The sequence below is a fragment of the Variovorax sp. P4_B10 genome, assembly GCF_056402375.1.
Genome location: NZ_JBFUHN010000096.1, coordinates 1 through 21,907 on the forward strand (window position 1 = coordinate 1; position 21,907 = coordinate 21,907).

Below are 21,907 nucleotides of genomic sequence, written 5' to 3' on the forward strand. Positions count from 1 at the left end.
ATCAACTGCTGCGCTGAGCGATCACGCCGATGGGGTGCCTTGCGCAGCGAAATAAAGGAGGAGGCATGCGGCCTTAGGCCGCGCCGGGGGACATTCGCGGAGCAAGGTACCCCGTCGGCGTGAGCGCGCCCCGAACAACGCACCTCAAACACAACACGACGAACAGAAAAGCAACGTCCCTTTTCAGCGGTACGACAGCACCAGCCCGTGCACCAGCCGCGTCCACCCATCCAGCATCACGAACAGCAGCAGCTTGAAGGGCAGCGAGATGGTGGTCGGCGCAATCATCGACATGCCGAGCGCAAGCAGCACAGTCGCGATGATCAGGTCCACCACCACGAACACCAGGTAGATGATGAAGCCGATCTGGAACGCACGCGTCAGCTCGCTGAGCGTGAAGCTCGGCACCAGCACCATGAAGTCGTCGTCCTTCAGCTGCTCGGCGCGCGCCTTGGGCCAGATGTTCGAAGCCGACTTCAGGAAGAACTGCCGCTCGCGCTCGTGCGTGTGCTTCTGCAGGAACTCCTTCACCGGCACCTTGGCGGCATCGATCACCGCCATGATGTCGCCCATGCTCTCGCCCTTGATGCCGAAGTTGCGGTTGCGCAGGGTGTCGCCGATGTCCATGCCCACCGGCGCCATGATGTAGACCGACAGGATGATCGCGATGCCGTTCAGCACCATGTTGGGCGGCGTCTGCTGCAGGCCGAGTGCGGTGCGCAGCAGGCCGAACACGATCACCAGCTTGGTGTAGCTCGTCACCATCAGCGCCGCGAAGGTCGCGAAGCCGAACGCGACCATCACCGCGACGAGTGTGAGGGGCTCCGGTATTCCGCCTTGCATCGGTGCCCCCGCTCAGACTTCGCCGGGCGCGAACTCCGACACGCGCACGCCCAGGCGATCGCCCACGGCGACCAGGTAGCCCTTGCCCAGCACGTTGCCGTGCGCCAGGATGCGCACCGGGCTTCGGTTGAGCGGCTCGGCCAGGTCGAACACATGGCCGGCGCGGATGCTCTTCAATTCGCCGAGCGACAGCGACAGGTCGCCGACCTCGAAGCGCAGCGTCACCTCCAGCGCATCGAGCCGGTCGATCGGCAGGTTGACGTTGTTGTCTGCGGTGGCCGCAGGATCGGCGGGCGTGGCTGGCTTCATGGCGCTGTCTCTCGATTGCTGAACGGTGATGCGCGAGCCTTCGGCAACGGCCGAGAGATGCAGCCCGGTCGGGCCGCCCAGCTCGGCGGTGACGACGATGCCGCCGCCCGAAGAACTCCATTGCTCGATGCCGACGATGTCGCCGGGGCGGATGCTGCTGATCTCGCGCAGCTGGATCGGCGTGCTGCCGAGCCGGAAGCTCACCGGCAGGTGCAAGGCGTCGAAGGCCTCGCTGGTGCGCACGGCATGCGGGGCCCCGGTGGCCGCGGGCACGAGCGCATCGAGCGTGGCGGCGTCGTCGAACTGCACGAAGCCGCGCAGCATCGCGCCGCCGTCCGATGGCGTGGCAACGAAGAAGGCCGCGCGCTCGGGGTCGCAATGCAGGAGCGGCTGCTCGCGTGTTTCGCGGGCATCGCGCGGTGCCCGCGCCTCGGCTTCCGAAGGCTGCCATTCGAAATGCAGGCGCAGCGCTTTCTCGAGCGCATCGATCACCGGGTGCAGCGTGTCGGCCAGCAGGATGTAGCGCAGGTCGCGCGGCAGCAGGTCGATGCGCCGCTCGCCGAGCAGGGCCTGCATGCTCGGCGCATCCATCGCGAGATGGCCGACATGTGCACCGAGCCTGAAGCTGTAGCTCTCGCGTGTCGTGTGGCCGAAGGCCGCGTCGTGGTGCCATGCGAGCCGGTAGCTCACGCCCCTGGCCGCCACGCCGTGCAGCGGCGCCGCCGCATGGAGACGGTTCAGCGCACGCACATTCGCTGCATCGGCGCGAGGCAACGTGCGTGCCTCGCCGAGCTCCGTCACCGCTTCAGCCGCCTGGGTCGGCATGCATGCTTTCGTTCGAACAACTGCTACGTCTTGTCACTGTCTACATACCTTGGTGCAACGCGAACACCTTCGCATCGGGTCGGCGCAGCTTAGCGAAAGGGGCAGGGCGCAGGTAGTACGCAAAACCGTAGTGCCGCGCGCGCCACAAGTCCTTCGTACTTACGAGAACTCGTGGTTGCCGTGAACGGAGGGCGGCGCTTAGAGTCCACCGCGACGTGAGGCTCTTCACGTTCGATGTGCAGTCGCAAGGCGATGTGCATCCAACAAAACAACTCCAAGAATTTCACTTGAGCAAGGACGCAATGGCGAGTCCCTCGCGATCTCTTCAACAGTACCGCGGCAGCTTTCGCGACCTGCTGGGCAACGCCGGCCGCTACAACGACCTGCTGCTGGCCGGCCTGCTCGTGGTGGTGGTGGCGCTGTTCGTGCTGCCGCTGCCCACGCCGCTGCTCGACCTGCTGATCGCGAGCAACCTGRCCATCAGCCTGGTGCTGCTGATCGTCGCGATGTATGTGCCTTCGGCGCTGTCGCTGTCGACTTTTCCGTCGCTGCTTCTTTTCACCACCTTGTTCCGGCTTGCGCTCAACATCGCATCGACCAAGCTGATCCTGCTGCAGGCCAATGCGGGCCACATCATCGACACCTTCGGCAAGCTGATCGTCGGCAACAACGTGGTGGTCGGCGGCGTGGTGTTCCTGATCATCGCGATCGTGCAGTTCATCGTGATCGCCAAGGGTTCGGAGCGCGTGGCCGAGGTCGCGGCGCGCTTCGCGCTCGATGCGATGCCGGGCAAGCAGATGAGCATCGACGCCGACGTGCGCGCCGGTGTGCTTTCTTCTGCCAAGGCGCAGAAGCAGCGCCGGCTGCTGGAGCAGGAGTGCCAGCTGCACGGCGCGATGGACGGCGCGATGAAGTTCGTGAAGGGCGATGCCATTGCCAGCATCGTGATCGCGCTGGTCAACATCCTGGCGGGCATSGCCATCGGCACGTTGATGCACGACATGACGCTGGGCGGTGCGCTGCAGCGCTACGCCATCCTCACGGTGGGCGACGGCATGGTGTCGCAGATTCCGTCGCTGCTGGTGTCGATCGCGGCCGGCATCGTCATCACGCGGGTCAGCACCGGCGACCGCCGCGACTCGCAGCTCGCGCAGCAGATAGGCGACCAGCTGATGGCGCATCCGCGCGCGCTCATCATCGCCGGCCTGGCCGTGGCGAGCTTCCTCGTCGTGCCGGGTTTTCCGAAGTGGGTGTTCGGCCTGCTGGCCGCCATCCTGCTCGGCCTGGGCTTCGCCATGCGCATGCTGCGCCAGCAGCGCAACACGCCGGGCTGGATCTCGCACGGCGGCGGCGTGGCCGCCGAAGAGACCGACACCGACCACGCCATCGCCGCGCCGCTGGCGGTGCGCCTGTCGTCCGGCCTGCGCAGCTCGGTCGACCGCTACGTGCTCGACCAGCACCTGTCGCTGGTCAAGAACTCGGTCGAGTCGGACCTCGGGCCGATCTTTCCGCGCCTGCAGCTGAACTACGTCGATGGCCTGGACGACAACGAATACCAGGTGCTGGTGCACGACGTGGCCGTGGCGCGCGGCACGCTCAAGCCCGACTGGCTGCTGCTCGATCCGGCGCAGGCCGCCGCGACGCCGCCGGGCGCGGAAGTCGCGGAACCCTTCGGCCCCTTCGCGCGGGTCGTGTGGGTGCCTGGCCCGGAGCCCGGCCTGACGACTTGGAGCGGCGCGGAAGTCGTGGGCCTGCATGTGGACCACACCGTGCGCCGCAACGTCAAGGACCTGATCGGCCTGCAGGAAGTGCAGCGCCTGTTGCACTCGGTGCAGCGCGACGCGCCCGAGCTCGCTGCCGAGGTGCTGCGCGTGGCTTCGGCCCAGCGCATTGCCGAGGTGCTGCGCCGCCTGCTGCAGGAAGGCATTCCGATCCGCAACCTGCACGCCATCTTCGAGAGCCTCACGATGTGGGCCGCGAAGGAGCAGGACGGCATTGCGCTGACCGAGCTGGTGCGCATCCACCTCGGGCGCTACATCACCAGCCGCTATGTCGGTGCGAACCGCCAGCTCGAGGCGATCCTGTTCGAGTCCAGCCTGCTGGACCGGGTGCAGAACGCCATCGAGCGCTCGCCGCGCGGCAACCTGCTGCTGCTGAGCCCCGCCGTCACGCAGGACATCCGCGAGCAGCTGCGCCGCGTGCTGGGCTCCACCGCCAACCGCGTGGTGGCGATCGCGTCGTCGGACGTGCGCCGCTACATCAAGAACCTGATCGAGCCGGTGGCGCCGCAGCTGGCGGTGCTGTCCTACCAGGAAATCGACGACGACGTGGCCCTGCAGCCGGTGGGCTGGATCACCAATCCCCAAGCGCATTGATGAACGACAACAAAGACCTGTTTTTCGAGGGAACCGACATACGCCATGACACCGCAGAACATCCTGGACATCACGCGCGAGGGCCTCATGCTCGTGCTGTGGATCTCGCTGCCGGTGGTGGTGGTGGCCACGCTGTCGTCGCTCGTCGTCGCGGTGCTGCAGGCGGTGACGCAGGTGCAGGACCAGAGCATCGGCCAGTCGGTGCGGCTGATCGCGGTGATGGTGGCGATCATCGTCACGGCCGGCTGGCTGGGGCGCGACGTGATGCGCTTCGCCGAGCGCGCCTTCCTTTCGCTGACGACGCTGTCGTGACCGCCGCGATGACGATCGTCTCCCGCATGCTTCGGGTCCGCCGGCAGGCCTTCATGCTGCTGGGCTGCGCGGTGCTGATGCTGCTGCTGGTCCAGCAGGGCATGGCAGCAGAGTTCCGCTGGCAGAACAAGCCCTTCCAGATCATTGCCAACGAGAAGCCTTTGCCCGATTTCCTGCGCGAGCTGGCATCGTCGCAAGGCATCACGGCGGTGATCGATCCCAAGGTCAACGGCGTGATCAGCGGAAAGTTCGACGGGCCGGCGAAGAACATCCTCAACAGCGTCTGCTCGGTCAACGGGCTCACCTGGTATTTCGACGGCGCCTTCCTCTTCGTCGACCTGGCCGCCGATGCCAAGAGCGAGGTGCTGCCGATCGCGGCCGAGAACGCCGGGCGCATCGCAGAGACGCTGGTGCGCCTGCACATCTCCGACGAACGCTACCCGCTCAGCATCAGCGAGCGCGATGCCAGTGTCTACGTGACCGGCCCGCGCCGCTACGTGGAGATGGTGCGCCAGGCCGTGAAACTGGCCGACCAGAAGACCGCGATGGCCGAGGGCGCCGAGATCCGGCTGTTCCCGCTCAAGTACGCCTGGGCTTCCGATTTCCGGATCAACCGTTCCGGCAAGGAGACGGTGATTCCGGGCGTGGCCAACGTGTTGCGCAGCCTGTACGGCCGCAGCACCGGCAACCAGTCGTCGGGCGGCGGCGGCTCCGGCGGGCGGGGAACGAACGGCACCATGTCGGTCGGGCCGAACCGCCAGATCAAGCTGCGCAGCGGCGAGACCATCAACGCGCCCAAGATCGACATCGCGGGCGCAGGCTCCGGCGGCGACGCCACCACGCTGGGCGGCATGTCGAGCGTCGCGGGCAACGAGTTGCCGCAGTTCCAGGCCGACACCCGCATGAACGCAGTGCTGGTGCGCGACATGCCCGACAAGATGGCGCAGTACGCGAAGCTGATCGAGTCGATGGACACCCGCCCGCGGCTGGTGGAGATCGAGGTGACCATCATGGACATCAGCTCCGACAACCTCACCAGCCTGGGCATCGACTGGCGCCTGCACGGCCGGCATGCCGACTTCCAGACCGGCCGCGGCGACCGCGGGCCGCTGACCTGGGGCGGCACGGGCAGCGAGGCAGGGCAGGTCGGCAGCTTCGACAGCACGGGCAATCCGCTCACGCCGCTGGGCGGCATGTTCACCGCCGCCATCGGCAACAGCGCGCGCAATTACCTGCTGGCCCGCGTGACCGCGCTGGCCACCAACGGCAACGCCAATTTCGTGGCGCGCCCGAAGGTGATGACGCTGGACAACACCGAGGCCGTGCTCGAGAACCTCAGCGAGTTCTACGTGCGGGTGGACGGTTTCCAGGATGCGGGCCTCTTCAGCATCACCGCCGGCACCGCCGTGCGCGTGACGCCGCTGATCATCGACGAGAAGACCGGCCGCGGCGTGATGATGTCCATCGACATCGTCGACGGCGACCTGAGCCCGCAGTCCGTCGACAAGATTCCGATCGTGCGCCGCCGCACCGTCAACACGCAGGCGCTGGTGGACGAGGGCGCGAGCCTGCTGATCGCCGGCTACTCGTCGGAAGAGAAGAGCAATGCCGTCACGGGTGTTCCGCTGCTGAAGGACATTCCCGGCGTCGGCGGCCTCTTCAGGTACACCGACAAGAAGCAGAACAACATGGAGCGCTTCTACCTGCTGACGCCGCGCCTGGTCACGCCCGGCTCCACGGCCGCCGTGCCGATGCTGCCCCTGCCCGAGCCCGGAGGCTGAACATGAATGGCGACATTCCGTTCGACGACAGCCAGGGCGCCGAGGCACCGGCCCCGCAGGCCGCGCAGGCGCAGGCCGCCGGCTGGTGCCTGCGCTTCCTGAGCGGCGCGGTGAAGGGCCGCACCATCGTGCTGAAGCCCGGCATCAACGTGCTGGGCTCCGGCGGCGAATGCGAGGTGATGCTGCCGGGCGGCGACGTGCTGCCGCGGCACCTTGCGTTCACCGTGGGCGAGCTGGTGGTGTCCATGCAGCGCCTGGGCACCGCCTCGGCGCGCCTCAACGGCGAAGAGATCCAGCAGCCGCGCAAGAGCGTGGTGGCGGGCGACATCGTGAGCGTGGGCCAGATCGATTTCCAGCTCGACCGCACCTATCCCACCCGCGCGCAGGAAGACCGCATGTTCGCGCCGGCCCACGGCGCGTTGCCGGACGAGAGCGCGCTTGCGCGGCATCCGGCGTCGGGCACGCAGCGGCTAGGCCTGTGGGTCGGCGGCGTGATCGCGATCCTGGCCGTGCTCGGCATCGCGGCAATGGCGCTGGGCGGCGATCATGGCGGCGCGATGAACGGCAACAGCGTGAACCTGGCCGAGGTGGAGAAGGCGCTCGTGCCGTTCCCCGAGGTCGAGGTCATCGCGGCGCCCGGCGGGCAGTTCGGCGTCAAGGGCTATGTGGAATCGAAGCAGCGCCGGCAGACGCTGGAGCAGGCAATGGCGCGCTTCGGCAGCAAGGTCAGCGTCAACGTGCATTCGGCCGAGGACATGGTCGAGCAGGCGCGCCGCTATGTCGGCGATCCCGGCGTGGCCGTCACCTACACGGGGCAGGGCCGGCTGGTGCTGACCGGCACGGTGGAGGACGCCGCCGTGCGGCAGAAGATCCGCCGTCTCAGCGAGGACCTGCATCCCTCGGTGCTGGTCTCCGACAAGGTGCAGTACCGCGAGAAGCCCAAGGCCGAGAACAAGGACGACGACGTGCGCGCCCAGTGGGACAACTGGCAGAGCGTGCTGCCCGCGCGCATGGTGAGCATCACCGAAGACAGCAACGGCCTGCGCCACATCCAGCTGTCGAACGGCAATCGCTACTACGAAGGCTCGGTGTTGCGCTCGGGCGCAGAACTGAAGAGCATCGATGCCGATGGGCTGGTGCTGAGTGGTGGCGTGCCCAACAAGAAACCCGCGAGGTGAAGAACATGTTTTCCTTCATCCCGCGTCCCCCGATTTCATGCGCTGACGCACCGCGGTGCGCCGCATGGAATGGCTTCGCCGAGTGGCGAAGCGCTTTCATCCGCAACTGAAAAAAACCTCAACCTTTGACAGGAGTTTCACCATGAGCGCAGTCGACACATCGATCCAGCAAATGCAGCAAGCCGCAGCCGACCAGGCTCGCCTGATGAGCGTCAGCATGGCTGCGGGCGCGACCATCTCCGGCGCAGCAGCGACGGCACAGACGGTCAACGGCGCCAACGCCGCCGGCACCGAAGTGGCGAAGTCCACCGGCAACGACATCCGCCAGTCCGCCAAGCAGAACTGACGGTGAGGCACGCGCGGAGTCGACGGGCTTCGCGCGGCCCTTTTTTTCTTTCCGAGGAGAGTGAACCATGACCGATCCCATTGCGTCGGCAGCCCTCAGCGCACCGCCACCGGAAGTCGCTGCATCCGCTGCATCCGCCAACGCCGCTCCGGCGCAGCAGACGGTGAGCCCGTCGCGCTTCGAGCCGGGCGAGACGCGCATGTTCGCCAACATGATGCAGGGCGTGCGGGCACCGGCCGGGACGAGCGCGCCGAGCGCGATAGGCGATGCGGCCAAGTCGCTGGCCGCGCAGTTGTCGGGCAACGTGCGCTCCATGGAGGACATGCGCAAGAGCATGCTCGAGTCCATCGATTTCGCGGACCCCATCAAGACCATGTTCGTGATGACCGATCACGCCATGGAAGCGAACATGATGTTCGCGCGAATGCATATTTCCACCGGGCTGGCCAGCGCCGCGACCAGCCTGTTCGGCAGCCTGCTGAAGAACCAGCAATGAGGATGCCTCCACGCCTGCGCTGGCTTGCCGCGCTCGTGCTGTTGCTGGCACTGGCGGGCTGCAAGGTCGCGCTCTATTCCAACCTCAAGGAGCAGGAGGCCAACGAGATCGTCGCCGCCCTGTCGAACGACGGCATCGCTGCGACCAAGACAAAGCTCGAAGGCAGCAACTGGCAGGTCGAGGTGGAGGAAGACCGCCTGAGCCAGGCGCTGGACCTGCTGCGGGTGCAGGGCCTGCCGGCCGAGCGCTACGTGAGCATGGGCGAGGTGTTCCAGAAGCAGGGCCTGGTGTCCACGCCTTCCGAGGAACGCATGCGCTACATCTACGCCATGTCGCAGGAGCTGTCGCAGACCCTGCGCAGCATCGATGGCGTGGTGGACGCGCGGGTGCACGTGGTCATTCCGGCCAATGACCCGCTGAGCGAGAAGATCCGGCCGTCGTCCGCCGCGGTGTTCATCAAGCACCGGCCCGATGTCGACCTGCGCCTGCTCGCACCGGCAGTGAAGGACATGGTGGCGCACAGCATCGAAGGGCTCACGCACGACCAGGTGTCGCTGTCGCTGTTCGAGGCTCGCCGTATATCGCGCGCAAGCTCCGCGGGCGCCGCGGCCGGCTCGCCGATGGTGCTCGGCCTGTTCTCGACGCAGACAGCGATGGTGCTGCTGGGCCTGCTGTTGCTGGCCGCCATCTGCCTCATGGCGCTGCCGGCCCTGTTGCGCCGCCAGGGCCAGGACTGGCGCACCTGGATGCGCCGGCAGGTGCTCAAGCGCTGACCGCACGCCATGGCCGCACCGACCACCGCGCCACCCCCCGCCACGGCCATGCCCGGCCCGATGGACCTGGTGCGCCTGGTGATGCGCTTCAACCTGCATCCCGAGGCCGATCTGCATCCGAGCTGGCTGCCGGCGAACTGGCCGGCACGACATCGCTCGGTGGCGCGCATGGGGCCTGCGGGCCGTGCCGTGCTGGCCGAGCTGCTGCGGCGCGGACAGGCGCCGGGCCATGCGCAGCCGCATGCGGCGGCCGACTACAACTTCGACTCGCGGCTCAAGCGGCTGGCGCTGCTCGATGCCGCATCGCTGCGCCGTCTCGCGGCCTACCTCGGCTTCTGCGCGCACCTGCCGCTCTTCAAGGTGCGCGGTGGGGCGGGCCTGCAGATCCGCCGTCAGGCGCGCCGCATCGACCGCGACGCCGTCGACTTCGTGCTCGATCGCGTGCCCCAGCTCACCGAGCTGCGCATGGACAGCGCCGTGGTGCAGCAGCGGCCCATCGCGACCGGCCGCGTGGTGCTCGACCGCGGCTACCGCCTGCTGCTGGGCGCGGCCGCGTCCGAAGGGGAGCTCGTGCTCCAACGCCTGAAGCACAAGCTGCCGCGGCGCATCTCCGCCTTGAGCGTGCCGAGCTTCGAGCCGCGCCAGGCCCTGCAACTCAACGAACTGATGCTCTCGTGCATCGTTCCCGAAAGACTGCCGCAATGGGACTGGCTTTTCTGATCACCACCGACAACCTGCAGCTCCTGAGCGAGCGCAAGGTGTTGAAGGAGAACGAATACGCGGCGTTGCTCGACGCATCGGCCGTGGTGGACACCGCGCGCCAGGAAGCGCGCCGCATCACCCAGCAGGCCCTTCACGACGCCGAGGCGAGCCGCCGCCAGGGCTACGAGGAAGGGCTGAAGCGCGCCAAGGCCGAGTACGCGCGGCAGCTGGTGTCCGAGACCATGGCCGCCGAGCGGCAGCTGCATTCGCTGCGCAGCGCGATGGCGCAGATCGTGGTCAAGGCCGTGGGCAAGTTCATCGCCGATGCCCGGCCCGAGGCGCTGTTCGAAGCCGCCTTGCTGCGGGTCGACACGCTGATCCGCAGCGAACCCTTCATCAGCGTGCGCGTGGCGCCCGCGCAGGAGGCCTCCATGCGCGAGGTGCTGGCCCGGCTGCGGGCCGAGGCGCAATGGAACATGACGGTGAGCGTCGTGGTCGACCCGGCGCTGGCCATCGGCGCCTGCGTGGTGCAGACCGCATCGGGCACGCTCGAGCTCGGCGTCGATGCGCAGCTCGAAGCCTTCCGGCGCGCGGTCGAGCGCGGCGGTGCGGTCGATGGCGCGGAGGCGAAGCGATGAGTGCGCCGCAGTCGATCGCGTCCGACGCGGCGCTGGGCATCGTGGCCGACCTGGAGCAGGTCTTCGGTCGCGTGATGCCGGTGGCCATGCGCGGGCGCGTGAGCAAGGCGGTCGGCATGCTGATCGACGCCACCGGCATCCAGGCCCACGTGGGCGAGCTGTGCGAGCTGGTCACGCCGGGTGAGCCGCCGCTGCTGGCCGAGGTGGTGGGCTTTCGCGGCAACACGGCCATCCTCACGCCGCTCGGTCCGATCACCGGCATCTCGGCGCTGACCGAGGTGGTGCCGACGGGGCGCGGCCACGTCTGCCCGGTGGGTGCCGGCCTGCTGGGCCGCGTCCTCGACGCGCTGGGCCAGCCCATCGACGAACTCGGCCCGCTCGCCACCCACACGCGGCTGCCGGTGCACCGCGAGCCGGTGAGCCCGCTCGCGCGGCGCATGATCGACGCGCCGCTGGCCACCGGCATCCGCGCCGTCGACATGCTGCTGACGCTGGGCGAAGGCCAGCGCGTGGGTGTGTTCGCGCCGCCCGGCGTCGGCAAAAGCACCTTGCTTGGCATGCTGGCGCGCGGATCGACGGCCGAGGTCAACGTGATCGCGCTGATCGGCGAGCGCGGGCGCGAGGTGAAGGAGTTCATCGAGCACAACCTCGGCCCCGAGGGCCTGGCCAAGACCGTGATGGTGGTCTCCACCTCCGACCGGCCGCCGATGGAGCGCATCAAGTCGGCCTATGTGGCGACCACCATCGCCGAGCACTTCCGCGACCAGGGCAAGAAGGTGCTGCTGCTGGTCGATTCGCTCACGCGTTTTGCGCGCGCGCAGCGCGAGATCGGCCTTGCGAGCGGAGAGCCGCCGACGCGGCGCAGCTACCCGCCTTCGATCTTCTCGATGCTGCCGCAGCTGCTGGAGCGCGCGGGGCAGGGCAAGACCGGCTCCATCACGGCCGTGTACTCGGTGCTGACCGAGGGCGACGAAGAGAACGACCCGATCGCCGAAGAGGTGCGCTCCATCCTCGACGGCCACATCGTGCTGTCGCGCAAGATCGCGGCGGCCAACCGCTATCCGGCCATCGACGTGCTGGCCAGCATCAGCCGCGTGATGCCGCTGGTGACCTCGCGCGAGCATGGCGCGGCGGCCGCGCACTTTCGCAGCCTGCTGGCCAAGTACCAGGAGATGGAGCTGCTGGTGCAGATCGGCGAGTACAAGCCGGGCAGCGATGCGCTGGCCGACGAGGCGATCCAGGGGCGGCCGGCGATGCTCGATTTTCTGTCGCAGCCGCCGAAGACCGGCCAGCCCTTCGACCAGTCGCTGGCGGCCTTGCTGCGCTATGCACCGGCGGCGGGGAGGGCGCGGTGAGCATCGACTGGAAGCTCCTGGCCGACGTGCGCGAGCGGCAGAAGACCGCCGCGATGGGCGTGGTCGCGCGCGACCGCGCGGCCGCCGAGGAGAGCCAGGCGCAACTGCGGCAGGCCGAGGCCGCGCAGCAGCAACAGGTGCAGAACAAGCTGCAGCACTGGGAAGCCACGCGCGGCGCGCTGTCGGGCGGCCAGTACAGCGTGGCGGAGTTCCGCCAGGCGGGCGCCTGGAGCGGCGCGCTCGATGCGCAGATCGCGCAGGCCGGCCAGGTCGCGGCGCAGGCCGCGCGGGCGCACTCCGAGCGCGAGCAGGTGCTGGAGGAAAGCCGGCGGCAACTGCGCGCCGCCCACGGCGAACTCGAAAAGGCCCAGCAGATGCAGCAGCGCGCGCGCGCCGAGCGTTTGCACCTGCAGGAGCTGCGGCTCGAAGACGCCAACGAAGAGAGCACCGCGCAGGCCTGGGCCATGCGCCGGCCCGCCTAGGTACGCAGCAGCCATGGAAAGCTTCGAACTCGGCAACATGGAGCAGTTCTTCTCGGCGGTCGTGCTCACGCTGCCGAGGCTGTTCGCGATCTTCGCGGTCGTGCCCTTCCTGTCCGGCGGCATGATCACCGGCACCGTGCGCAACGGCATCCTGCTGATGCTCGCGATCTTCATGTCGCCGGTGGCGGGCGAGGTGCCGGCCGCATCGATGGCCACCTGGGTGTTCATCGCCGGCAAGGAGGCCCTGATCGGGGTGCTGCTGGGCCTGGGCTTCGGCATCTTCATCTGGGCCATCCAGAGCGTCGGCGACCTGATCGATTTCCAGACCGGCTCCAGCAACGCCTCCTTCTTCGATCCGGTGGCCGGGCACGAGAACGGCGCGACCAGCGAATTCCTGGGCTGGATGGTCATCACGCTCTTCGTGTCGGCGGGCGGGCTGCTCGCGATGCTCGGGGTGGTCGTCGACTCCTACCGCATCTGGCCGGTCGGCTCCTTCTTTCCCAACCTGGGCCTGGTGCTCGAGCAGTTCGCGATCCGGCAGGGCGACACGCTCTTCCTGTGGATCGTGAAGCTGGCGTCGCCCGTCATCGTGGTGCTGCTGCTGGTGGAGTTGGGCGTGGGCCTGGTGGGCCGGGTGGCGCCGCAGCTCAACGTGTTCGTCTTCGCGCAGCCGCTCAAGAGCCTGCTGGCGCACCTGATGATGCTGCTGTTCCTGTTCTTCGTGTACGAGTCGCTGCAGGACTTCCTGCGGCCGGAGAACAGCGTGCTCGATTTCCTGAGGTCCACGCTGTAGCGGGCAGGACATGGCAGAGAAAGACCAGGCCCCGACCGCCAAGCGCCTGCGCGACGCACGCAAGCGCGGCGAGGTGGTGTTCAGCACCGACGTGGCCTCGACCGTGGTGTTCATCGTGGTCGTGCTGTCGCTGTGGCTGGGCGGCCAGCTCATCTACAGCCTGCTGCGCGAGCTGTGGCTGCATGCCACCAGCACCACCTTGCTGACGGCACCCGACGACCGCTTTGTCGAACTGCTTCTGCACACCGGCGAGACCCTGGTGTGGGGAACGTTGCCGATCATGGCGATCACCGCCGCGGCAGGCATCGTGGGCTCGCTGTTCCAGGTCGGCGGCGTGGCGGCCTGGGAGCGCATCAAGCCCGACGTGAACCGCATGAACCCGGCCGAGGGCCTGACGCGCATCTTCTCGACGCGCAGCCTCATCAACCTGCTGAAGATGTGCACCAAGACCGCACTGCTCGGCATGCTGATGTTCGTGGTGGTGCGCGGCTTCGTCGACACCGCCCTCAAGCTGGGCTATGCGCGGCCCGAAGGAATCATGACGGCTGCCGCCCACATGGTGCTGGTCGCCTTCGGCTGGGCGGTGGTGATCTACGCGGTGATGGCCGCGGTCGACTATGTGCACGAGCACCACGAGTTCATGAAGAAGCAGCGGATGTCCATCGAGGAGATCCGCCAGGAATACAAGGAGATGGAGGGCGACCCCATCAACCGCTCGCGCCGGCGTTCGGCCCATTTCGAGGCGGTGTACGCGAGCCTCAACGACAGGGTGCGCGCGGCGTCGGCCGTGATCCATTCGCCGCGCGTCGCCGTCGCGCTGCAATACCTCGGCGAAACCGACCTGCCGCGCGTGATCGCGCGCGGGGAGGGCGAGGTGGCCGCGCAGATCCGGCGCTTTGCGAGCGAAGGGCTGATTCCGACCGAATTCGAGCCCGCGCTGGCAGAGCGCATCTACGACGAAGTGCCCGAAGACCAGCCGATCCCGCGCGCGCTGTATGCGCCCGTGGCCAAGCTGCTGCGCTGGGCGCAGGGCAGCGAATGAATCTTGAAAAACCGATGACCGAAAGGAACACCCCATGGTTCTGATAGCGGATGGTGGCGGCAGCGTACGCGTGCCGGTGAACGTTCCCAACCCTGTGAACCAGGCACAGCAGCCCGCGAGTTCGGCCGAGTCGGATGCAGCGGCGCGCGCACGGGAACTGCAGCGCCAGTTGGAAGAGCTGCTCGCAAAGATCCAGGAGGCACAGCGGCAGGCCGAGGAGGCGCGCAAGCGCGCCATCGAGGCGGAGCGCAAGGCCCAGGAGGCCAAGGACCACGCCAAGGCCATGGAGGTGCAGGCGCAGAAATCCAAGGACCTGGCCGATGCCAACAAGGCCAAGAAGGCCCAGCAGGACGCCGGGCTCGAAGACGCACGTGCCAAGACGGCAAGCGCGGAAGCCAACCTGAATGACAAGGACCTGACGCTGCTCAAGGCCAAGATCGATCAGAAGAAGGAACAGCAGAAAAGCCCCGAGGCCAAGGCCTCCGAGGCCACCGACAAGAAGGTGCAGGACGCCCAGACCGACTGTGACGGTGCGCAGAAGACCAACGAACTTTCGAAACTCTCTCTCGACGCGCAGGAGAAGGACGTCAAGGCGCAGGACGCGGAAGCCAAGGTCGTCGAGCTGACGCCGCCGGCGAGCAAGCCGCAGTCCGTCATCACCGACGAGGAACGCACCGCGCTCAAGGATGCGCAGACCAACGCGACCACGCTGCGGGCCGATGCCAACGCAGCCAGCAAGAAGTTCACCGATGCCGTCGGCACCGGGGCGCAGACGGAGTTCTACGGCAGCCTGCCCACGCCACCGTCTCCCTTGAAGCCGCTGTCACCGGAACAGACCGCGCAGATCGGAACAGACCCGCTGCATTCGCCGTTGCTCCAACTGCTGCAGGTGTCGCCCCGCCCGGCAGCGGGCCCGAACAGCATCTTTCTCTCCCCGACGTTCACGGCGTCGAACGCCACGACCCTGCCGCTGGCGCCCACCGCCACCACGACATCGACCAGTCCATTTGCGTCCGTGCTGACCAAGCCGCCCGCGGTGTCGCCCGAAGTCAACAAGACGCTCTCCGCCATTGCGGACGGCAAGAGCGTCGAACAGATCGCGAAAGACCGGAACATCGGGGTCGACAAGGTGATCGCGGAGGCCAAGGCGGCGGGCATCAGGATCGAATCGAGCAGGCCCAGCACCGACGTGCAGGTCACCACCGTCAAGAAGGGCGATGCCTCGCTCGCCTACACGCACGACACGGAGCACGCGACCGTGACGGTGAAAGGCAGCATCACCGATCCCACCGCGCCCGGCGGCACGAGGACCATCGAGGCCGCGGAAGACGGCAACGGGCGCTACATCCACGTCACAAAGGACGCCAAGACCGGTGACACGACCACCACGACGGTCGACCCCAAGGCCGGCACGCGCACCGAGAGCGTGGTCGACAAGAACGGGCTGCGCACCGACACCACGGTCTCGCTGACCGGAACCAAGCTCACGCGCACGGTAGAGGAGGGCGAGGGCTACCTCGACGTGGCCGAGGCCGCGGGCCTGAAACCCGAACAGCTGTTCACGCTGAACCCCACGGTCGACTACGGCAAGCCGCTCGAGCCGGGCCAGGAAATGGTGGTGTCGGACGTGAGCACCACCGTGAAGACCTTCAACAAGGACGGCTCGACACTGGAGAGAACCGTCGCCAGCGACGGCACCGTGCAGGCAGTGGCCACCACGGCAGGCGGGCACCGCACCGTGCTCGAAGGCAAACCCGACGACAAGAGCGGCACAGGGGAAACCGCGCGCAAGGCGATCTTCGAAGACGGGAAACCCCTGGCCGAAGTGGCCAGGAGCATGGGCCTGACCGAAGACCAGGTGCTGGCATCGCTGCCCGCGGGCACGGTGGAAGTGACCAAGCCCACCTCCGACAACGGCGACGTCGAGACGCGCACGATGTACGACCCGGTCAGCGACCGCGTGGTGGTCGAGTCGCACGACTGGCAGCACGACGACATCAACCGGCAGGTCATCGACGAGAAGTCGACGTACAAGGTCCACGAGAAGAACCCCGAGACCGACCAGGTGGAGGTCGTGGACAAGAGCGGCGGGCTGGCCTACCTGCAGAAGCAGGCCGAGAACAAGGCCGACTTTGCCGCCAGCTACGACACGCAGATCGCCGACATCGACAAGAACATCCGCCTCTACAACCGCATGGGCGAGTCGACGACCGACCTGCGCGCGCAGCGCAAGGCGCTGGTCGACCAGCAGAACGCCGCCAAGGGCGAGGTCACGGTCGCCAACACCCAGGTCACGGCCGCGCTCACCAAGCGCCAGCAGGTGGTGCTCGACGAACAGGCCGCCATCGCCTACCAGAACCATTCGTACGCGCGCCCGGGCAGCAAGGAAAAGGCCGATGCGGCCGATGTGCTGGGCATCAAGCTCGCGGCGCTGGACAACGTCGACCGGCTCGTCGACGTGGCCAACAAGGACGTGACGCTGGCCAAGGCCGGCCTCGACAAGCAGATCAAGGACACCGCCAAGACCACGGCCGACACCAACCTGCAGACCGAGTTCCAGAAGTGGAAAAAAGACGTCTGGATGTGGCAGGGCATCGACAAGAAGACGGCCGAGAAGATGAAGGCCGAGGGCCAGGTGCCCACGACGCGCATGTTCATGGATTCGACGCAGGAGAACGATGAGGCCTGGAAGGCCTTCGTCTACCAGCAGAAGGACATGGACAAGTATGGCGACGAATACCTCCCGCCCGAGGGGCGCCCCGCGCGCAACGCCTGGCAGGCCCGCAACAAGGCCAGCGACGAAGCGCTCTCCTCCGACCTGCGCTACGACGACGCGATGAGCGCGAGCACCAAGGCCGGCGTTCACCTGACGCAGGGCGACCTCGATCGCCTGCAGCAGAAGAAGGACGCCTGGGTCAAGGCCAACCCCACGCTGCTCTCCGAGAACTTCAAGGGCCCCGGCAAGGAGGAGGACCAGGCCCACCTCGACGCATTGAAGAAGGGCGTGACCGACGGCCAGATCAAGGAACTGCAGATCGGCGCGGACAAGAAGTACACGCAGTACCTGCAGACCATTTCCGCGCCCGACCGGGCCGATACCAAGGAGATGAAAGAGGCCGACGACAAGTACGCGCAGGACAACAGCAAGTCCATCGCCGAGCTGAAGTCGACGATCAAGAACCTGTCCGAGCAGGCCCTGCACGAAAAGGCGAAGGTGGTCGACGCCTACATCCGGGATTGGGGGCAGCGCAACCCCGACCTCCAGGCCAAGCTCGACCTGCTGGGCACCGACAAGCAGATGCGCAGCGAGCGAGCCGCAGACTACCGCAGCCTGCGGATCTACGAGCTGCTGTCGCCCAGCGAGCAGGGGCAGCAGCTGCAGTCGGCCAAGAGCATGTACTACGACGTCGAGGGCAAGTTGCTGGGTGAGGGCGACCAGGACGGCACGCAGATGAAGAAGGACCTGGACGGCATCAACAAGGGCATTGAAAAGCACACGTTCGTGCGCGACGCATGGGGCGCGATGTTCGGGGATTCCGCCGACGATGCCAAGGACTACACGCAGGACCAGCTCGACAAGTCGAACCAGCTGCGCCGCGACCTGGCCGCGGGGAAGATCTCGGTCTCCGAGTATGCGAGCCAGGAAGACGCCCTGATGGACGCCTACGACGTGAAGTCGGCCGAACTGGCGCAGAAGGTGCAGGACGCCGACGGCACCTGGAGCGTGGTCGACGAGGCGGTGCGCATGACGGTCACCGCCGCCGCGGGCATTGCCGCGACCATCGCCTCGGGCGGCAACGTGGCCGTGGGCTTCGGCGCGGCGATGCTGGTCAGCGAGGTCTGGGACACCACGGGCGACGTCGTCGCCGCCGCGCAGGGGCGCGATATCTACGCCGACGGCCACACGTCGATCTGGACGCTGGAAGGCAAGGCGCTGACCGGCAATGCGAGCTGGGAGGACGTCAAGTTCACGTTGAAGGACGAGGCCGTCGACGCGGCGAGCAATCTCGTCACCGCCACTGGCGTGGGGGCGGGCATCAAGACCAGCGCTTCGGTGGGCGCCAAGCTGCTGGCCAAGGAGGCGTTCGTCAAGAGCGAGGGCGTGCTCAACATCGGCGGCCGCGCGATGGTCGGTGCGCGCGCCGGCTTGACCTCGCAGGCCGTGGACGGCGTCGGCCGCGTGGCGGTGGAAAGCGGGCGCGTCGGGCTCGACGGGCAATGGGGCACCGAAGAGGGCAACAAGCGCATCGGCGCCACCTTCGTCAGTTCGGCGGCGGGGCTGGCGAGCGCGCCGCTCACGGGCGGGGTTTCGGGGGCGATCCCGCTGTGGAAGGTGGCGCCGGCCGCGGCGACCAATGCAGGCAACGCAACGACGAACGCGGCCACCAACGCAACGACGGACGCGGCGACGAATGCGGCCACCAACGCGGCGACGAATGCGGCCACCAACGCGGCGACGAATGCGGCCACCAACGCGGCGACGAACGCGGCCACCAACGCGGCGACGAACGTGGCCACCAACGCGGCGACGAACGTGGCCACCAACGCGGCGACGAACGTGGCCACCAATGCGGCGACGAACGCGGCCACCAACGCGGCGACGAACGCGGCCACCAACGCGGCGACGAACGTGGCCACCAATGCGGCGACGAATGCGGCCACCAATGCGGCGACGAACGTGGCCACCAACGCGGCGACGAACGCGGCCACCAATGCGGCGACGAATGCGGCCACCAATGCGGCGACGAATGCGGCCACCAACGCGGCGACGAACGCGGCCACCAATGCGGCGACGGACGTGGTCACCAATGCGGCGACGAACGTGGCCACCAACGCGGCGACGAACGCGGCCACCAACGCGGCGACGAACGCGGCCACCAATGCGGCGACGAACGCGGCTACCGATGCGGCGACGAACGCGGCCACCGATGCGGCCACCAAAGCGGCGACAGACGCGGCCACCAAAGCGGCGACGAATGCGACCTCCAACGCGGCGACGAACGCGACCTCCAACGCGGCGACGAACGCGACCTCCAACGCGACGACGAACGCGACAACAAGCGCCGGCACGAACGTCGCTCCAAATCCGCAGAAGATGTCCTATGCCGGCTTCTCCGGCCAGTTCGTGACCGACGGCGTGGGATCGATCGGCACCGGCGAACTCATCTCGTACCTGAACGAGGGCCGGCTCATGAACAAGGGCGAGTTCATCGCCGCCTCGATGCAGGCCCTGCCGGGCACGCTCAACAACATCGCGCTGCACCCGATGATGGCCGCCCGCGAGCGGGCAAAGGCGCAGGCGCGCAACGAGGCCGCCAACCAGCAGCCCATGGTGCCGCGCAACACCACCGACCCGAACGCCATCGACGTCGAGCCGGTGACCATCAACACGCGCACGGGCAACCTGCCCGGACTGGCGGGGCGCGATGCCGACAAGCTGGTGCTGATCGACGTCAAGCTCGACGACCTGGCGACCAGCCTCGACACGCAGACCCGCGCGTCGGACGCGCTGGCACCGGGCGGGCAGGTCGAGTTCCGCGTGGCGATCGACACGCAGAAGGCCGTGGCTTCGGCCGCCGAGGGCGTGGCCGCGAGCGGCACTGGCAACACCCGGGGCAAGACCGCCTCGAAGACCGTGAACGAAAGCGACAACGAAGGCGGCGTGCAGCGCAAGGGCGACGCGTCGCAGGAGGCCAAAGACCGCGAGGAGGCGCAGGACAACGCCATCCGCGTGCGCCTGCGCGCCGCGGGCTTCGACGACATCAAGATCGTGCGCAATCCGAACCCCGGCCGAAAGCGCCCGGAAATCGTCGTGCAGGCCACCAAGCCCATGAAGGAGAGCGTGCCCGGAGATCCGCTCGCCCGGCCGGCCTACGACGGCCATGACCAGCGCATGTCGTACCTCAGCGGCGCGGAGATGGTGGCGCTGTACGGCTCCGGCACCCGGCCCGACCCGGCCGTGGTGGCGGCAGAGCGCGCCACGGCGCGTGCCGGGCGCACCGACATGCGCTTTGGCATGACTTTGCGCAATCGCCTGAACGTGACCGAGTACGCGCCGCTGGCATCGCCGACCCTGCAATCGGTGAGCGTCGGGGTCGGCACCCGCTCCAACCTGCGCGCCATTGCCGGCGCGGCCGTGGACAGCATCCGCTGGCGCTCCACCGTGCCGATCCGCGATGCGCTGGGCCGAGAGCTGTCGGTGGCCGTGCGGCCCGATGAGTACCGGCGCACCAGCATGCTGCAATGGGGCGTGAGCCCGATGTCGCGCGACACGATCTTCACCGTGTTCGCGAAGGACCTGATCCGCACCGCCAAGACCGAACTGTTCGGCCAGGGCACGCCCGGCTATGGCGTCAACCTGCGCTCGGCCAAGGACCTCGGGCCCGCCGCCGACGGCTCGGGCCGCGTGGTGGAGCTGGAGCTCAGCGTCAAGCTCGACGGCGAGAAGGTCAGGCTGGCCGAGGGCCAGAAGGATTTCTTCGGCGGCAAAGCTTCCGATTCGCCCGACGGCCACGTGAAGGTTCCGAGCAGCCTGATGTTCGACCGCGTGATCGAGGACTTCCGCTTCGCGCCGCTGCTGCCGATCGTCAAGAAACTGGTCGGCAATCCCTTGCCGATCACGCCCTCGGTCGAGCGGCGCTCGCAGATGCTGCTGAACGACGTGATCGGCGAGGGCGACGTGGTGCCCACGCGCTTCTTCGAGCAGTTCAAGAAGACGTTCGGCGATGCGAAGTACCGCGTGCAGATCGTGGTGCCCGACCGGGTGCCCGGCGCGCTGTACGACCCGGTCTCCATCGCGGTGCGCGACTTCATCGCCAAGCCTGACGTGGCCGGCCTCAAGGCGCTGGTCGACCAGGGCCATGTGAACCCCGACAAGGCGCTTTTCTTCGTGCCCAACGGTGGCGGCAACCACCACCGCACGGCGGTGCCGGGCAAGCCAGTCGCCGAGGCCTTCACCGACCTGACAGGCAAGCAGCGGCGCGTGCCCAACGAGTCGACCAGCAACGTCTGGGTCATCTTTGCCGACAACGGACTGGAACGCACCCTGCAGCGTGGCATCTACGGCGTCAAGAAGGTCGTCTACGGTGCCTTGCCCGCCGGCCTGCAGCGCTCGCCGCCGTCGCCCCACCACCTCGTAGGCACGGGCAACCTGCTCGATGCCATGACGGGCGGGGGACGCCGGCCCAACGCCGATACCTCGAAGCGCTACACCGCGGTGGCCGCGCTGCCCACGCTGTTCGACGTGGGCGTGCTCGGCACCAGCGTGGAGTTCCGCGCGCAGCTCGGCGTCGATGCGCCTTCGGCTGCCAAGTCGGTCAAGAAGGGGCAGATGCAGGATTTCCGCGTGTCGCCGGACGAGACGCGCACCGTGGACGTGCCGAAGTGGTTCCCCAAGCTGCTCGAACGCTCGCTGACCGGCGCGACACCGGTGGTGCCGAAGGGCGGCACCGAGCAGCTCAACACTTTCTTCGACAAGCTGCAGACCCACCTGGGCGCCGAGGACAGCGCGGCCCTGACGGCGCTGCGCGAAAAGCACATGGGCGGCGACAAGCCCGCCATCGGCGATGCGAAGTTCCTGCGCCAGCCGGTGGCCGAGGACATCGTGAACCTGTTGGTGGGCCTGCGGCCCGGCGGCAAGCCCGGCTCGCGGCCGCTG

15 protein-coding genes and 1 pseudogene are annotated in these 21,907 nt (G+C 67.8%); 14 read left to right on the forward strand and 2 right to left on the reverse strand.

Annotated features, from left to right (window positions below):
* Positions 1–183 precede the first annotated feature (183 nt).
* Entirely contained in the window at positions 184–843 is a 660-nt protein-coding gene (sctR, locus tag AC1DXX_RS29395; RefSeq protein ID WP_478137734.1) for a type III secretion system export apparatus subunit SctR, read from the reverse strand.
* A gap of 12 nt (positions 844–855) precedes the next feature.
* Positions 856–1,977, reverse strand: coding sequence for a type III secretion system cytoplasmic ring protein SctQ (sctQ, locus tag AC1DXX_RS29400; RefSeq protein WP_478137735.1), 1,122 nt, complete (start codon positions 1,975–1,977; stop codon positions 856–858).
* 302 nt (positions 1,978–2,279) lie between these two features.
* Here sctQ and sctV point away from each other — a divergent pair, with 302 nt between their 5' ends.
* The 14 genes and pseudogenes from sctV to AC1DXX_RS29470 form a co-directional block, all read left to right on the forward strand.
* Positions 2,280–4,352: a type III secretion system export apparatus subunit SctV gene (gene sctV / locus AC1DXX_RS29405; RefSeq protein ID WP_478137747.1), complete on the forward strand. Its 2,073-nt coding sequence runs from the start codon at positions 2,280–2,282 to the stop codon at positions 4,350–4,352.
* Positions 4,353–4,397: 45 nt separating this feature from the next.
* The gene (gene sctS / locus AC1DXX_RS29410) at positions 4,398–4,664 is read left to right on the forward strand and encodes a type III secretion system export apparatus subunit SctS (protein WP_478137736.1); all 267 of its coding nucleotides are present in this window, start codon (positions 4,398–4,400) and stop codon (positions 4,662–4,664) included.
* 8 nt (positions 4,665–4,672) lie between these two features.
* Positions 4,673–6,445 carry a type III secretion system outer membrane ring subunit SctC gene (gene sctC / locus AC1DXX_RS29415; protein ID WP_478137737.1) on the forward strand — a complete coding sequence of 591 codons (1,773 nt, stop codon included), beginning with the start codon at positions 4,673–4,675 and terminating at the stop codon, positions 6,443–6,445.
* Between the two features lie 2 nt (positions 6,446–6,447).
* Positions 6,448–7,623 carry an FHA domain-containing protein gene (locus tag AC1DXX_RS29420; protein ID WP_478137738.1) on the forward strand — a complete coding sequence of 392 codons (1,176 nt, stop codon included), beginning with the start codon at positions 6,448–6,450 and terminating at the stop codon, positions 7,621–7,623.
* Positions 7,624–7,765: 142 nt separating this feature from the next.
* A complete protein-coding gene (locus AC1DXX_RS29425; RefSeq protein WP_007834711.1) occupies positions 7,766–7,969 on the forward strand; it encodes a hypothetical protein in 204 nt (67 codons plus the stop codon).
* Positions 7,970–8,036: 67 nt separating this feature from the next.
* Positions 8,037–8,465: a hypothetical protein gene (locus tag AC1DXX_RS29430; protein ID WP_478137739.1), complete on the forward strand. Its 429-nt coding sequence runs from the start codon at positions 8,037–8,039 to the stop codon at positions 8,463–8,465.
* The gene (gene sctJ, locus AC1DXX_RS29435) at positions 8,462–9,238 is read left to right on the forward strand and encodes a type III secretion system inner membrane ring lipoprotein SctJ (protein WP_478137740.1); all 777 of its coding nucleotides are present in this window, start codon (positions 8,462–8,464) and stop codon (positions 9,236–9,238) included. Before AC1DXX_RS29430 ends, sctJ begins: the two co-directional genes overlap by 4 nt.
* Before the next feature lie 9 nt (positions 9,239–9,247).
* The gene (locus AC1DXX_RS29440) at positions 9,248–9,958 is read left to right on the forward strand and encodes a type III secretion system protein (RefSeq protein ID WP_478137741.1); all 711 of its coding nucleotides are present in this window, start codon (positions 9,248–9,250) and stop codon (positions 9,956–9,958) included.
* Complete coding sequence (gene sctL / locus AC1DXX_RS29445) at positions 9,940–10,578, forward strand: type III secretion system stator protein SctL (protein WP_478137742.1); 639 nt, start codon at positions 9,940–9,942, stop codon at positions 10,576–10,578. Before AC1DXX_RS29440 ends, sctL begins: the two co-directional genes overlap by 19 nt.
* On the forward strand, positions 10,575–11,933 hold the full coding sequence (locus AC1DXX_RS29450; RefSeq protein WP_478137743.1) for a FliI/YscN family ATPase: 1,359 nt from the start codon (positions 10,575–10,577) through the stop codon (positions 11,931–11,933). The genes sctL and AC1DXX_RS29450 overlap by 4 nt, the downstream gene beginning before the upstream one ends.
* Entirely contained in the window at positions 11,930–12,415 is a 486-nt protein-coding gene (locus tag AC1DXX_RS29455; protein ID WP_478137744.1) for a serine kinase, read from the forward strand. Before AC1DXX_RS29450 ends, AC1DXX_RS29455 begins: the two co-directional genes overlap by 4 nt.
* Positions 12,416–12,428: 13 nt before the next feature.
* Positions 12,429–13,208 carry a type III secretion system export apparatus subunit SctT gene (gene sctT / locus AC1DXX_RS29460; protein ID WP_478137745.1) on the forward strand — a complete coding sequence of 260 codons (780 nt, stop codon included), beginning with the start codon at positions 12,429–12,431 and terminating at the stop codon, positions 13,206–13,208.
* A 10-nt stretch (positions 13,209–13,218) separates the two neighbouring features.
* The gene (locus AC1DXX_RS29465) at positions 13,219–14,250 is read left to right on the forward strand and encodes an EscU/YscU/HrcU family type III secretion system export apparatus switch protein (RefSeq protein WP_478137746.1); all 1,032 of its coding nucleotides are present in this window, start codon (positions 13,219–13,221) and stop codon (positions 14,248–14,250) included.
* Positions 14,251–14,284: 34 nt separating this feature from the next.
* A pseudogene (locus tag AC1DXX_RS29470) lies at positions 14,285–21,907 on the forward strand (hypothetical protein); the annotation flags it as partial.